Genomic DNA, 15296 nt, shown 5'->3' with positions numbered 1-15296 from the left:
TCTGAGTTTTTAATAATTCATCAAATCCTTTGCTTATTTTTTCTTTTTATTCTCTCGGGCACTTTCAATAAATTGCATTATTAAAATGTGTAAAAATTTGTTCCTCTAATTTAAATATACTATAAACGAGGTTATCCCAATCAGATAAACTAACTTCATTTTCAACTGCTTTAGGAAAATCATTAATTTGCCAAGCGACTAAAATCCCCATCCCTTTTTTAGTATTTTCTAAAGGCAATTGAAAATCTTTTGTATAACCCAAAAGTTTATATAATCCGTCAGTAATGTAGCCTTTATTTTTAGATCTTTTAACTTCAATAATTGTATATTTTTTGGTCTTTTCTTTTACTATCCATTCAAGTATGATGTCGGGCCGTCTGTTTTGGATACCCAAATTATAATCATTCATTAGGTTCATATATACGCTATTTTGAGCAAACTCATTTGGCAATTTCTGATAGAAAATACGAATTTTGAAATTCCCTTTACTTAATATACTTATTGTATCTTGTTTTTCACCAATTAAGCTGACGTCAGTTTCTTTCCATCCATTCCCTTTAAGACATTCAATCACTCGAAATAAAACTGCAATCTCGTATAATGTATCCTTGCTAAGAGGCCGTAATATTTGTTTAGAGAATCGTTCATATAAGAATTTTAGAGGATTGTTTTTTTGCCGCATTATTAACTCAGATAGCTGTGCAACCTTATAATAATTTTCCCCTCTGCTTAATTTAGTGCTTTGTATTAACTTTTCATTTATGTCGTGTAAATCACTTATTTCTCGAAATAGTGGTTTTTTTAATAGACCTTGGCTTTTAAGGATTATATCTTGTATTTGAGTTAACCACTTTACATTATCTGATCCCACAAGTTCAAGAGATGAATTCTCAGAAGTTTTAAATCCCTTACTTAAAAGCAATTGGCCAGTTTGATAAATGTATTTTATGCAGTAAAGTAAGACTTTGTTTTGGATTAAATCAAAAATATTCGTGTTTTGTTTGCAGACAAAAATTGAGGGATCCCTAGTAACTGTCTGAATTAAAGCTGTTCTTGGCCAATTTACTGTCCCTTTGATTTTTCCTTTTTCAGTTTTAACTTTAGTATAAGAAGTTTTTGATAACCTTTTTATAATATTAGGGGCGATGATACTAATAAAGTTGGATACTTCTTTCGTAAGTAAAAAATGTATATTTGAAAGTGTCTGGATTTGATTAGCATTTAAGCCTGTCAGGTTCTCTACAACTTGCTGCTGATTATGAACGGTTCCAAATCGTTGGATGAATCTCCATAATTCTTTACTGGAGTAATTAATAATTCTTGCATGGTCACTGTCATTCCAGCAATCATTTTGGAATTCAAGCATTTTTTATACCTAATTCAATTTCGAAAAAATCAAAAACGCTGTTTGAAACGATGTTAAATTGTGATTCAATAAGGGTCAAAAGGAAACCGCCTTCCTGAGAAGGCGGTTAATTTAACCTATCGTTTCCAGTTAGGAATATGAGGACTATAACATTTTCTTAGGCAAGTTAAGTTCAATTCAGGTTTATTATTGCATAAGTTTATTAGGTATAAAAATATAATGGAGGGATACTCTTGATTATTTGGAAAAGGAGGTAGACATATGTCTTTAGAGAAGTTTGTAGACGCATTACCTATCCCGCCTGTCTTAAAAGAAAAAGGTAAGCGTAAAGGCATCCCCTTTTATGAGGTAACTATGAAGCAAATCCGTCAAAAGTTACATCGCGATTTGCCGCCAACGACTGTCTGGGGTTACAACGGTATGTATCCTGGCCCTACATTCGAAGTACGACGGAATCAACCTATTTTTGTCCAGTGGGAAAATAAATTGCCCTTTGAACATCTGTTGCCTGTGGATCGAACCATTCACGGTGCAGAACCCGATCAGCCTTCTGTTAGGACTGTTGTACATTTGCATGAAGGTCGCGTGCAGCCGCAAAGTGACGGACAGCCAGAGGCATGGTTTACGCGAAATTTTGAAAATGTTGGGCCGAAATTTGAGCGTAAAGTCTACTATTATCCAAATTGTCAACGCCCAGCAACGCTATGGTATCATGACCACGCTATTGGAATCACTCGTTTGAACGTTTATGCCGGCCTTGCAGGCTTCTATCTCCTCAGAGATGAAGAAGAGGAAAGTTTGAATCTTCCTAGTGGAAAATATGAAATTCCGCTGGTCATCCAAGATCGTTCGTTTTATCCTAATGGTGAATTGTTCTATCCAACCCAGCCAGGCCATGAGCCACCCCCAGCTCCACAGCCACCTCCACCAGTAGATCCAGCATTACCATATCCATCCGTTGTCCCGGAGTTTTTCGGTAACACAATCTTAGTCAATGGAAAAGTATGGCCCCATCTTGAGGTTGAGCCACGGAAATATCGGTTCCGCATCCTTAATGGCTCCAATGCTCGTTTTTACCGTATACGGCTGAGTTCTGGCCAAAATTTTATCCAAATCGGCACGGAAGGAGGCCTTTTGGATAAACCAATCAAAGTATCCCAAATCATTCTTGCACCGGCTGAACGTGCCGATGTCATTATCGATTTTTCAAACCTTAAAGGTCGAAGTATCATCTTAACAAATGATGCACCAGCCCCATTCCCAAGCGGCCCCCCACCTTCTCGAGACCTTACACAGATTATGAGATTTCGTGTCAAACCATATCTCTTACAACGTGACAAAAGTGAAATTCCAAAAAAGTTGAGTTGCTTGGAACAACTTAATCCTAAAGATGCTGTAATAGTACGAAAAAACCTGTTAGTTGAAACAACCGATGAATTCGGGCGTTTAAAACTTTTATTAAACAACATGGAGTGGGATCAATTGCCACTTACAGAAACCCCTTGTAATGGGGCCATCGAGATTTGGGAGCTGTTCAATACTACACCGGACACCCATCCGATTCACTTGCACCTTGTGACGTTTCAAATTTTGAATCGTGCTGCATTTACTGGCGATCCAAATGGTCCCACCCTCAAAGTCAGGCCTTCACAACCACCCGATCCAAACGAGAGGGGTTGGAAAGATACCGTCCGTGCCAATCCCGGGCAGGTTACCCGTATCATTGCACGTTTTGGGCCATTTACAGGAATCTACCCGTGGCACTGCCACATCCTTGAACATGAAGACCATGAAATGATGAGACCATACGAAGTTCGCGATAATCACAAGTTTAACCCATGTAAACCGATTCCTGAGCAGTGTCCTGATGATTCGTTCGCTCAATGTTTTGACTGTGGTCAAATTCCAAAACGGAAATAAAATCAAAAATACATGAAAAAGATGACAAGCGTCCGGTACTACAAAAATTGAAAGTTTGCTACTCCACAATCTGGCCCGATTGCTTAATAAGGTTGTAAAAATAAGAGACCAAAAAATTGATCTCTTGCATGACTTATTCTCTTAACACATCTGTTAGCATTCCTAAAGTGAATTATGTTTGGGCTTGTTAAATAAAATAACATCCATTAAATTTTGGTGGTCAAAATGTGGTCAATGAGCATTTTGACTAATAAAACTGACCACAAAACAACAAACAAAAACCCCCTAACACCAATGGTGTCAAGGGGTTTGGGTTTTAATACATGCTCATGTATTGTTCGCGTTCCCAAGGGTGAACTTGTGTACGGAGCGGTCTCCCAATCTACGATAGGAGCCTTATTTTTATCGTAACGAGTAGGCGGATCATCTGGTTCCGATGTGGTAATTACGGCAAAGGTATAAAATGTATTACCGCTTATGTTTTGAATGTTTGTAACAAGTACCGGCCTAAAAACCCCCGGACCTTTTGTTTTTTTAAACCGAGCATAGGCGGTGTAAACGTCCCCGATAGATGGATGCAACTTAATTATCTCCCCTGATATTTTCTATTAAAATCCAATCTTTATGTTGCTGGTTTTCCGGATCTAACTCTATTACGTCTTCTTCGTTATTTAAGATTGGCAATCGATTGCTTTTTCTGAACACTCATCTTAGCGAATGTATGGCGCATAGTATGGCATGAACACCTAACGTCATCTATCTTCGTGTTACGCCCATATTGCGTTATCCTGCCTTGCAATTGGCGTTTGGTAAGAGGTGTATGTATGATTAGCGATGCCTCCGTCACAGCAGAATTGGATGTGCATGTTAGTTTAATCCTCCAATTTAGATAAGTTAAGGCGGTAATCCAACTGCATGAAAAGCAGATTCTACTGTTTTTGTAGCCGTTTGGGGAATTTTTCCGCTATCAGCAAGTTTTTGTGTTGCTTTTAATACGAGTTGGACAAATTGATTGAAATTTGTCGCGGCAAACAAGTTTTGCATGGCATGGTACCATATCTAAGCTGCCTTGTCAGTGTCAATCTCCATAGACACCAGGTAAAATACTTTATTTGGTATACCGCTATTGATATGGACACCATAGTTATCTTGCGACCCTTCAAAGTAGTTTCTCATATGATCTGGCTGCAAATCCTTGCCTATTAATTTATTGTCGAAAGCTGTTCCAGGTGCTTACATAGAACGAAGTGCTTGCCCTTTTAATGAGGGTCCCATTATCTCAGCACCGATTAACCAGTCTGCATCCTGTGCTGATTGTTTTAATGATATTGCTTTATAGCAATCATAAAAACATCAGAGAGATGTTCGTTTAAAGCTCCAGGCTGCTTTTCATATTCTAGCCCGCTTGTGAACTGGGTAACTCCATGTGTAAGTTCGTGCCCAATCACATCTAGTGAGTTTGTAAAACCCAACAAAAATAGTTCGCTGATTAATATATGATATTAATGATCACTGGTCATGACTCATGCCTCATAAATTGGATCTCCGTGAACTGATATTCTGCCTTTTGCTCATACTATTCCTTTACAGGGACACTCTATAATCAAAATAAACTTCTATAGGTTGGAGGCTGTCAGAATGAAGGTTTTATCAATGATCCAGCCGTGGGCAAGCCTTTTTGTCCTTAGAGAGGCAACATATGAAACAAGGTCATGGAGAACGAATTATCGGGGGCCACTTGCCATTCACACAAGTAAAAAAATAGATAAAGACGTCTCTAACCATATAGCCATAAAGTCGTTGCTTGGTAAGCACGGATACACACCAGAGAATCTTCCAACTGGCCAGATCATTGCTGTATGCAAACTTGTAGATTGTTTGAAGGTAACTGAAAACAATGAGACATGGGCCATTCTGGAGGATGGTCGAATCGTATCAGGGAATGACTATTTTATGGGTGACTTTATAGTGGGAGGTTATGCTTGGGTAGTTGAGGATATGCAGATGCTGGATGAATTTATTCCAGCAAAGGGAAAGCTAGGATTATGGGAGCATGTTTTAATTTTATAGGAGCTGATAGCCCCCGAAGACACCAACCGGAGGTTCACATGGGTAAGAAGGACGGCAAGCCGAACCAGAACGACGTCGGCAGCAACATGAATTTTTTTACTAACCTTTTCTATATTACAAAGTGACTTACCTTTTATTTATTAGAAATAAGTGCGATTCCTATTTTCTTATTGATTCCTGTTCTGTATCATCGGGAAAGCTTTGTCGATGATACAAAGTCATATGTTACGCATGGGCAAATTAAAATAGGCCCGGGTTTAAGCATACCACCCAGGCGATCATACTTTAGCTTTGTTATTTTTCTCGCAGAGATTAAGCTTCTACAATCCAAGCTTGCCTTTCGCCGGGATCAAATCACGCCGCCTCGGAAAATACAAGCCGAAACCGGATACTTACTGGCCGAAATGAAAGATTTACTGGCCATCCTCCCTGTATTTGGAAAATAAAGTAGCAGTCTACTTGATTTTGATCAGAGCCCCGTCAAACTTAGTGAATGAAAAACCAGAGAATTTCTCATGGTAAGTCGCACTGTAGTCTCTAAGAATGCTTATTGCGACAGCTTCACCGAGCTTCATCCCTTCAATCCCATCAGAACGCCAATGAACGCCGGCTGTGTTGCGGCCCAGCGAGATATTGGCGGCAAGTTTATTCAATTCCCCGCCTATGGTCAATGATTTTCCCGAATAAGGAAGCAAGGAGATCCCGTCAGAACTGGCGGTGACTGGATCTGGAATTTTAAACGATTCTTTGAAGAAGGCTTTAAGAACAGTGGCACCAGCCCCAACGATGGCTGCGTGGCCAGCCGGATAAGCCGGATGGATTGGGCAGCCTTCCGGATAAGACATAGGAAGCAAGTAGCTGCGGTACTCGCTGAACACTTTTGAAAGGACATTCGAATGGAGCAGTTCGGAGTTTATCGGATAGCTTGCAGCACCTGTCATATGGTTGTGAACCCGGCCGCCGAACTCCTCGGGGCGGAGTCTCCGGTGGACAAGATATTTTTGGAACCAGGCGGCCTCCAGTGCTGCACGCCCCACTTTCGTAACAAAATCCAGAATATGCGGGGCACCAAAGGTAATAAAACCATCCTGGGTTTCTGATTTAAGATAAGGGTTGTATATATCCAATGCTTCTCTGCCGAAACTGGACAGAATTAAACAAGCGGAGAGAGGACTCTGGAAGGAAAAGTCCTGATGAACATATTCACCCAGATCCCTACCATTGCGGATATATCGGGCTTCAGGGTCGAATAACGGTGCCGCAGAAGCTGAGCCGTTCTGAATATCCAGCCATTTTTTATAAGACGTCATATGATCAGAACCAGCCAAAGTTGTACGATAACGTTGAATGATCGTTGTCCCGCCATATGGGATGTTTTTCCAAAGGAATTGTGAGATATAGGGTCCGGTCAGGTCGCCAGGTGTATTCCCCCGGAATAGCGTAGCCGTTGTGACTTTGCCGCCGGCTTTCGGCCCGCGAAAATCAGAGAATGACGATAACTCTGAAGCGGCCTCCCTGATCAGTGAATTGGTGCGGTACTCATGAAAAGGCACATCTCGGGTCAGCGCCTGCCAATATAATTCAGCCATTTCACCGGCCGCCCAAGCACTATTGAAAGATGGAGGCGCAGAAATTTTTAATTTATGACAATCCGTTCCAGCAAGATCAAAGGCATAAGCGGCTTGAGAATTTGCAAGCTTGGCGTTACCGCCGAGAGGAATGGATTCAAAATGGTCTTTATCACCGGTTTTTAGAGCTTTAATAAATTGGCTATAGGCCTGAAGATCAACCTCACCAAGGGAATTATGTGGCAGCCCCTTAGAAAAGCTGGCAATTTTAGTTGTATACAATTGTTCGTCACCATTACATGGCTGATCAAGAAGGGGAAGTTCCATCTCGGAAGATGCCGCCTTAAGACGAACACGAAATGCTTTCTCAATCCGCTTGTGTTTATTTAAAGGTCCGATTAAACACTTTTTTTTATTATCAGACTTGTATTTTTTCGCCATATTATCACCTTTTTTAGTTATCATATATAACCATCCTGATTTCTAACTTCAATTGATTCATACTATTCATTTTTCTTTAATCAGCATAGGTTGTACACCAGTATGAATGACCCGTTTGCTATTATTTGGCTGGTTTTGATTTTATGAGCATAAGGTGACAGACATTATACGAAGGAAATTCGTTACAAAGAATACAAAAGAATTCACAGATGCAGAAATACTAAACCATCTTACCGGTAAGAAAAGGCTGAATGATCAAGATGTAGAGGACTTGAAGAGCTCTGCGAAATACAGAAAAAATTTGTAAGTAACGAAAAACAAACCGATTCCCTTCAGGGTGATCGGTTTGTTTGGTTTTAGTTGAATTATTGTCGGCCGTTGTGTTTTATACCAGTGGATGCGGGACATAAAGTTCTTCAAACTCTTAATTTCTTGGGTATCAATTTGTCAGACAACGCCGACAACGCATCTTCAGGTTATTTTGTTAATCTACTGCTGCACGATCTGAATATAGTTGCCGCAAGTGTCGTCCAAGACAGCTAGTGTGACTTCACCCATTTTTGTCGGCTCGATGGTAAACTTCACGCCTTTTTCCAGCAATCGTTCGTACTCTTTGTTAATATCTGCAACGCCAAACATGGTGGCTGGTATTCCCTCGGCAAATATTTTCTGTTGATACTCTTTGGCGGCAGGGTGTTCATTTGGTTCGAGTAAAAGCTCGGTACCGTCTTGTTCATCAGGGGAAACAAGCGCAATCCATCGAAATTCTCCTATGGGAATGTCGTGCTTTTTTACAAAGCCCAGCGTTTCTGTATAAAACTCCAATGCCTTGTCTTGATCTTGAACGAAGATGCTGTTAACAATGATTTTCATCATAGTTTTGCCTCCTTTGATATTTGTGATGTATGGTCCTTTATTTTTCAACCAGAAAAGCCTTAAAAAACTACTCTATCCATCCTTTCAACAAATTTTTCAGTGGTTCGTTGTTGAATATAATGACTCGGTATTTTCCTTTTCTTTTAGATATTACGAGCCCGGCAGCTTCCAATGCCGAAAGATGTTTCGCTATCGCTTGTCGTGAAATGGAAAGTTCGTGCTTCATAATAAGACGTGCTGAAAGTTCATACAACGTCATCTCATTACGTTCGGATAGTTCGTCTAAAATAAGCTGCCGGAAATATGTACAAGACCGCCTTGGACACGGCAGCATACAAAATACATCTGATATTTATGCTCATATAAGTAAAAAAATAGATCAATCATCAAAGGAAAAATTTGAATCCTACACTAATAAATTGCTAGATAAATGATTATTAAGTTTTTGAAATAAAAATTTTACCATTTTATCCCTTTTGCTTAACAATCGCGCCCGATTGTTTAATAATTTTGCTTTACTTACTTTCCTTAATATTGGAGATATTAATAGAAAACTCCTCAAAACTCAATTGTCCTAAGGCAAACTTCGTACTTTGAACAAATATACGTTCATTTTTAGTTAGTTCACGTTTTGCTACCCTTTCAATCCATTCATGCTCTATGTCTAAAATATCTAAAACATGCTTTTGTTTTGAAAAAGCTTCATAGTATCTTAATCCAAATTTCCTTTGAGAGGTACCATCAATATGAATGCCATCTGGATTTGCTGTTAAGCCTTTTGAAGTTACAAAATAGCAATTTTTTTCGTTATGAGCAACTTTAGATAATATCTGGTTTATTTGTTTATATTCTACAGCGCTTTTTCCAAATCCGACCTCTCCAAGGTACTGTCCCAACTCACCGATAATAATCGGGATATCTGGTGCATTCAAATCTTCTCTCAAGTGTTTAAATAACGAGAGTAATTTATCTTCATACGTCTTATAACGTTCTCCGTAACTGTCGCTTTCTCCTTGATGCCACAGAATTCCCACTATTTCACTTGTTTCCATAGCGAATTTTGCTTCTGAAATCGCATGTCTTGTTAATAGTCCATCAATTGCCCAATCATCAATAGAGCTTCCTCCCTCAGCACAGGGTATGACCCCAATGGACTCGCCCGGATGATCCTCTGTCCAAGCCTGAGCAAAAGAGGCTGCCGGCCCAACACCAGATACGTGACGATCAAAATTCAGAGGCTCTGCCATCATTTGCCATCTACCGTTTCGCAACATATTTATGTGCTCATTATAAATTGGAGGTACATCCTCAATAAATCCTCTGCCTGCCATATTTGATTGTCCGATTAATAATATAGATTTCATACAAAAACCTCTTTGTTTGTTTAAAGGTCTAATTAGACTAAATAAGATTAAAAACATAGCTTATTTAGACTTTTTTTGTCAAATCGATACCATATTGACACAACATAAAATATCCCACTCTATATAGACTAATTTACCTAATCAAACTAATTCAAACCTTAGTCTGTTTAAAATGTAAGATAGCTTACATACTCGGTTACAAATCACTTAAAAAATAAAAAAGTAATTCACATTACATATTTTTTATCAGGAGTAAGATAATATTGTGGTCAACACTTGCAAAGTGAATTAAGATATTGGAGGTACCAAAATGACTCAATTAAAATTGAATGAAAACATCCCTAACTTTAATCTCCCTTCCACTACAGGTGAAACATTTTCATATGAGACTCATCAAAAAGAACATCAAAGCTGGCACTTAATTATTTTCTTCAGAGGGGCGTGGTGTCCAGTCTGTGTCCAAGATTTAAAAGACTTAGAAGAAAATAAGAGTTATTTTGAAAGTAAGAATGTGCATTTAATCACTATCTCTACGGATGAACTTGATAATTTAAAGAAAATGGCAGCTGAAAACAACCTTTCATATCCTGTCTTATCAGATCAAAATTTAGAGGCTTTAAAAGCTTTTGACGTATTCTTTCATGGTGAAGACGCTCCATATGAAGACCATGGAGCTCACGGGGAACCTGCCTATTTCCTTGTAGATGAGAAAGGACGTCTTCTTTATCAACAAAAGCAAACAAGCCCTTTTGGTCGCCCTACAAGTACAGAGCTAAGAAAAATAGTACAATATATAAGTAAAAATCTTAAATAGTCTTTCCGTACATTAAAGAGTCGGCATTTTGTGCTGACTCTTTACCTTTACGGCAATGTAATATGTATTACAGAATGTTTTTGAACGATAAATTATTCTATAAATAATTACGAATGTAAGGAGGAAAAAGATGAAGAAGATTCAAACAGACTAAATGGTGTAGACGTCAAGTAGATTTTTACACTTTTTGCTCGTTTCCCTTTTACACTTTTGCTGAAAATACGCTTTTCCGGTTCTTCATACGAAGACTTTCCTCATTCTCTCCGCCATGTATGACTTCCACACGATGAAGTAATAACAATTAAAACGGACCAATTTTGTTCCATCTTATATGTTAAAAATTAACCCAACAATAAAGCAAATAAAAATAAAAGGACATAATATATTTTTTTAAACCTTACAGATTGGTAGAACCTTTTATTGGTAAATCTTATAATTGCAAGTCACCAAACTGTTACAGTAGAACATGAAACTAAGATTATTAGTATGAAATAAAATTTGAAAACTTGCACCAATTTAACATTTGACTACCAGAATTTTAACACTCATTTAACAATCAAATTCTATATTTAATGTAGTACTAAGTAAGTATCATGGAGGTTAAAGAAAATGTTGAAGAAATGGAAGCAAATGAAATCCAAGAAACCCATTCTTAGACTTGCTGCTGGTGCCGTTGCATTGAGCGGTCTACTTGCAACACCGAGTTTTGCAGAAACACCAAAATCTACTTCTTATAAGATTATCAAAAGTACCAAGGTTTCTAATGCAGTGCCAAGTATTGATAAAGAGGCAGAAATGGTAAAGCTATATGTACAGAATGCCTGGAATGCCCGTATGTTCCAGTTATACGATAAGATTCCAATTGGAAAATCAGTCGATGATGAAATAAAATCCGTCCCCTCTATACATACAGGCGATGAATTATATTTAGGCGGATTTTCAGGACTGGTTCATTTGCCAAAAGATCCAGAGAATGTTTTTTATACCATCACTGACCGAGGACCTAACGGAGATTCTAAATACGGCAAGTTTTTTCCGGTCCCAGCCTTTTCTCCTCAGATCGTTAAAATTGAATTGGGTAACGGGGCAGTTCATGTACTGAAGCAGATTCCGCTAAAACTGCCTAAGGGATATACAGATCCAATTACCAACTCCAGAAACATTTCCGGTATTTCTAATTTTCCTGGTGAGAATACTACTAAGCTTGCAGGCTTTGGTACGATGGATGAAATTTCTTACGGTGCTGCCGGCCAGGTCCTCCCCGCTGATCCTTATGGTCTTGATACAGAAGCCATCAGCTATAATCCCAATGATGATACTTTTTGGGTGAGTGAAGAATACAGACCGAGTCTTGTTCAGGTAAAAAGAGACGGGACAATCATTCAGCGGCTTGTTCCAAAAGGGGAAAAAGATTTATTTGCCTCTTCTCCAGTTGTTCCGGTCCATGACACTCTTCCAGCTGTTTTTGCTATGCGCAATCCAAACAAGGGACTGGAAGGAACGACTGTTACACCTAATGGTAGATATCTGTATACCGCACTACAAGGACCCATCATTAATCCTTACAGTGATGGTTCTGCCCCGCCAAAAGGATCAACTGCCATCCGTGTCCTTCGCTATGATCTGAAACACATGGATAAAGATCCAAAGGAATTTTTATATGTATTGGACGGTAAACACTTGATCTCCGATATTACTGCTGTAGATAATGATCATGTACTTTTTGATGAAAGAGACAGCGACTACAGCTATAAAAGTATTTTCAAAGTTGATTTTTCAACAGCGGCCAATCCTACCAATATTTTTGGTCTCCTGGACGGCGAAAGCTTAGACAAAACAGATGTAACACTTGAAAACACCGTCACGACTCCCTACGCTCCAGATAAAACCTATACTGTTACGCCAACAGGGGGTACTACGGTAACTGTAAAACCTTTACAAAAAACGCTATTTGTAGATGCCAAAGAGCGCGGATACAATAACTCCAAGCTTGAAGGGATCGCGATGCCAAATGACCATACCCTGGCACTAGCAAATGATAATGACTTTGGTGTTCAGGACCCGGACCCTGAACAAGTGTGGCTATATAATCTGACGGGCACCGCTCAAGAGCATAAGCCGTTTTCCAAGCCAAGTAAAGCCGGCAAGGTTTATGTTACGCGCTCTGCAAACAACCAAGATATCACAATCACTGATGTACTAGGTGAAAAGAGTCTGCTTGGCACTGTGACATTCGTACTTCCTGAAGGAGTTAAGGCTGCACCCGGAGATGCTGTTATCTACGGAAATAGAGATCCTATTCCATTAACGGCTTCACAGCTTTCCGATACAGCAGGTGGCGGTCAATTCATTACAGTGGATGGAGTCTGCCTTCACAAGGGAGAATCAGTAAAATTGCTGTTGAAAGGTAAAAGTGTTTCGCCACAGACGTTTTCACCAAAGGTTTATGTCGACTCTGACGGTCCTGAGAATGAAAAAGGACTGAGCGCAGGCTTTACAATCCACTCTCAACAGCCTAAGGGTTCAAAGATGAATGATTGAAGAAAGCATATCAACTTGCAAATAAACTTGAAATAATAATTATATAGTCTGGCACAAAAACTCACAGTTCTTAAATAAAAGATCATACGCCCTGACTCCGTTACTTTTATCTGAGTTCAGGGCACTGTTTATTATGAAAATAGTAACTCAACCTTATTACATTTCCATCAGTTAAAAAGCTCCCTATCCCCCGTATCAATTGCTTAATACAGATTCATTCTTATCCCTTTATAGGGGTACCACCACATGCCCATCAAGCTAAGGCAAATCATTCCCCCCATAACGAAAAAAATGCTATTCAAAATAGGCATGATACGACCACTGTAAAACATTTTGAATCTTTTTTGCAAGCTACTCCATAACTTAAAATGGAATTAAAACACAACTGAATTTTAAATGAACACTAACTGTCTATTCGCATATTTTTACGGTTTATTTTCACAATCTACTAAATTTCTACATACTATATTAAGAGATTAAGAGATGCTCTCTTATTCTCAAATTGATATGCGAGGAGGTGAAAAATAATGTCATCTTCTCATAAAAAGAGAAATAGATGTAAATTCAAATGTAAATGTAAATGTAGACGCCTACGTTCATCTTCAAGCTCATCTTCAAGTTTCATTTGTAAAAGAAAGAAAAAGTGTCGTTGTCAACATCATAACTAATGGTTTAAAAGCTGAGTGTTAGTAAAAGTCTATCTCTTCGGAGGTAGACTTTTCGAACTTCTAAAAGAATGATGTTTTTGTACATAAAATGTTAAAAAGAGAGGATATCTATCCTGGCCCCCTAAAACAATTATCTACTGTTTTTCTGTTTCACCACTAATGAAAAATTTCATAGAACTCTTTCTCCACCTAAAAATTCAATTCAAATAATCCTTATTCAACAATCCTGCTACGTTTGTTTAATAAGTTCCATAAAAAAGAGCATTTCTCCTTTTTAAAGAAATGCACTCGATTGTGGAAGACTATAACATAAATTTAAGCTTATTTTAATTAGTTCTATTATGACTTGTTTATCTCCGCTTAATCACTTTTAATATTTGTCGAATTGCTCCAAGATGATATGTTGAATGAGCCAAAGAACCTATAATCTCATTTGCAAGATATTCGTTCCAACTAATAAATTCAAATGCTTCCACGATCCTAAAATATTCATCTCGTAATTCTTGTTGAATTCGATTCCATTGCAGTTCATTTACTACATTAATTTCCCAACTTTTTCCCCAATTCATTTTAGGATAGGTGCCAGTTGTTAATAACTCATTAGTTCCCCACATGTGATATCGGAGGTGGTCTACATGTGCTGCTAAAGTAACTTCGTAAACAGAAATTGAAGCTTCTTCAACACTAACTCCATTTAAGGCACCAAAAATTCCTGAATTCGGTTCAGTATTTGTAAACCAACTTTCTTTTATCGGTATGGGTGGCCCTTCAAATGCTTCTTTTATTAGTTTCTTTACTGATGCTTCCAGAGGATTGAGCATTTTATCCCTCATCTCTTACTATCATTTTAAACTTCAAAAAGTAACTAAAATTTGCGGATCTCATAATGTTAAAGCACCCGATAACGGAAAACGAGCGAAATCCAATACCTTAGAATTGCCTCCGATTGCTGAGAATATAAATTCACTTGAAGAGGATCCGTGCATGGAGTACCTCCTTAATTTTGTTACCAGAAACGACAGTGCATCGTCAGAGATTTTTCACAATCTGAATTGGATTCCCGTCCGGATCTGCTACCCAAGCAATGAGTAGTCGGCCGAGCCATTCGTACGGTGAAACGAGGACTTTGGCACCCTTCGAGATGATGGTTTTAAAAGCCGCGTCAGTGTCATCGGTCCACAAAATCACTGCAGCACGCTGCCCATGGGACAAGGGGTCGAGGCCGTGATCATCTCGCGTAGAGGAAACAGATGCGATGCCGATTCTGTAGCCATCGAGAACCAAATCAATATGAATCGGTTCGCCATCATTTGGTACTCGAAAGGTCTCGGTAAAACCCAGACCCTGATAGAACGCAGCTGCTCTAACTACATCCGAACTGAACAGAACAACTTGAGGATTACGAAAAATCGACACTTTGATACACCTCCTTTACAAGTTGAACGTGAGCCATTAATCATTGGTTCAATGTATGTTTCTTGAAAAATCCTTTTTCATTTAATTAGTTGGCCATTTTATAATATAGGAACCTCTTTCCACAATTCTGCACGTTTGTTCAATAGATTCAATAAAAAAGCGCAGATCTCCTTCTTGAAGAAATGCACCCGATTGCAGAAGATATTGAAAAAAACTTCGAATCAGAAAAACATAGGGAGAATTTAATCTTCC

13 protein-coding genes and 1 pseudogene are annotated in these 15296 nt (G+C 38.7%); 4 read left to right on the top strand and 10 right to left on the bottom strand.

Features of this window, described 5'->3' with window-relative positions; genetic code table 11:
• Nucleotides 1-64: 64 nt before the first annotated feature.
• Entirely contained in the window at nucleotides 65-1366 is a 1302-nt protein-coding gene (locus QNH15_RS11945) for a hypothetical protein (protein ID WP_283894895.1), read from the bottom strand.
• Nucleotides 1367-1627: 261 nt separating this feature from the next.
• Here QNH15_RS11945 and QNH15_RS11940 point away from each other — a divergent pair, with 261 nt between their 5' ends.
• Nucleotides 1628-3286 (top strand): multicopper oxidase family protein, encoded by a 1659-nt coding sequence (locus QNH15_RS11940; protein WP_283894894.1) that lies wholly within the window; start codon nucleotides 1628-1630, stop codon nucleotides 3284-3286.
• A gap of 1059 nt (nucleotides 3287-4345) precedes the next feature.
• Here QNH15_RS11940 and QNH15_RS26190 read toward each other — a convergent pair.
• Both QNH15_RS26190 and QNH15_RS26185 read right to left on the bottom strand, forming a co-directional pair.
• Nucleotides 4346-4462 carry a M4 family metallopeptidase gene (locus tag QNH15_RS26190; RefSeq protein WP_283894893.1) on the bottom strand — a complete coding sequence of 39 codons (117 nt, stop codon included), beginning with the start codon at nucleotides 4460-4462 and terminating at the stop codon, nucleotides 4346-4348.
• 143 nt (nucleotides 4463-4605) lie between these two features.
• Nucleotides 4606-4734 carry a M4 family metallopeptidase gene (locus QNH15_RS26185; protein WP_283895539.1) on the bottom strand — a complete coding sequence of 43 codons (129 nt, stop codon included), beginning with the start codon at nucleotides 4732-4734 and terminating at the stop codon, nucleotides 4606-4608.
• Nucleotides 4735-4924: 190 nt separating this feature from the next.
• Here QNH15_RS26185 and QNH15_RS11925 point away from each other — a divergent pair, with 190 nt between their 5' ends.
• Entirely contained in the window at nucleotides 4925-5356 is a 432-nt protein-coding gene (locus QNH15_RS11925) for an ASCH domain-containing protein (RefSeq protein WP_211079357.1), read from the top strand.
• Between the two features lie 455 nt (nucleotides 5357-5811).
• On the opposite strand, the gene QNH15_RS11920 is transcribed toward QNH15_RS11925, so the two are convergent.
• From QNH15_RS11920 to QNH15_RS11905, 4 genes are all read right to left on the bottom strand, one after another.
• Nucleotides 5812-7389 carry a vanadium-dependent haloperoxidase gene (locus QNH15_RS11920; protein WP_283894889.1) on the bottom strand — a complete coding sequence of 526 codons (1578 nt, stop codon included), beginning with the start codon at nucleotides 7387-7389 and terminating at the stop codon, nucleotides 5812-5814.
• Between the two features lie 465 nt (nucleotides 7390-7854).
• Complete coding sequence (locus QNH15_RS11915) at nucleotides 7855-8238, bottom strand: VOC family protein (RefSeq protein ID WP_283895538.1); 384 nt, start codon at nucleotides 8236-8238, stop codon at nucleotides 7855-7857.
• Nucleotides 8239-8308: 70 nt separating this feature from the next.
• Nucleotides 8309-8575 (bottom strand): ArsR/SmtB family transcription factor, encoded by a 267-nt coding sequence (locus QNH15_RS11910; RefSeq protein WP_283894887.1) that lies wholly within the window; start codon nucleotides 8573-8575, stop codon nucleotides 8309-8311.
• A 181-nt stretch (nucleotides 8576-8756) separates the two neighbouring features.
• Nucleotides 8757-9605, bottom strand: coding sequence for a sialate O-acetylesterase (locus tag QNH15_RS11905; protein WP_283894885.1), 849 nt, complete (start codon nucleotides 9603-9605; stop codon nucleotides 8757-8759).
• Between the two features lie 310 nt (nucleotides 9606-9915).
• On the opposite strand from QNH15_RS11905, the gene QNH15_RS11900 reads away from it, so the two are divergent.
• Entirely contained in the window at nucleotides 9916-10419 is a 504-nt protein-coding gene (locus QNH15_RS11900; RefSeq protein WP_283894883.1) for a peroxiredoxin family protein, read from the top strand.
• Between the two features lie 202 nt (nucleotides 10420-10621).
• Here the strand turns inward: QNH15_RS11900 and QNH15_RS11895 are convergent.
• Nucleotides 10622-10714 (bottom strand): annotated as a pseudogene (locus tag QNH15_RS11895) (ATP-binding protein); the annotation flags it as partial.
• A 314-nt stretch (nucleotides 10715-11028) separates the two neighbouring features.
• Here QNH15_RS11895 and QNH15_RS11890 point away from each other — a divergent pair.
• Nucleotides 11029-12960, top strand: a complete 1932-nt coding sequence (locus QNH15_RS11890; RefSeq protein ID WP_283894881.1) for an esterase-like activity of phytase family protein — start codon at nucleotides 11029-11031, stop codon at nucleotides 12958-12960.
• Nucleotides 12961-13978: 1018 nt separating this feature from the next.
• On the opposite strand, the gene QNH15_RS11885 is transcribed toward QNH15_RS11890, so the two are convergent.
• Both QNH15_RS11885 and QNH15_RS11880 read right to left on the bottom strand, forming a co-directional pair.
• A complete protein-coding gene (locus tag QNH15_RS11885) occupies nucleotides 13979-14449 on the bottom strand; it encodes a hypothetical protein (protein WP_283894879.1) in 471 nt (156 codons plus the stop codon).
• Between the two features lie 208 nt (nucleotides 14450-14657).
• On the bottom strand, nucleotides 14658-15044 hold the full coding sequence (locus QNH15_RS11880; RefSeq protein ID WP_283894877.1) for a VOC family protein: 387 nt from the start codon (nucleotides 15042-15044) through the stop codon (nucleotides 14658-14660).
• Between the last annotated feature and the right edge of the window lie 252 nt (nucleotides 15045-15296).

It is taken from the genome of Fictibacillus enclensis, from assembly GCF_030123385.1.
GTDB lineage: Bacteria > Bacillota > Bacilli > Bacillales > Fictibacillaceae > Fictibacillus_C > Fictibacillus_C enclensis.
The sequence above is the reverse complement of the archived record's forward strand: the minus strand, read 5'-3'. Positions and strand labels throughout refer to the sequence as shown.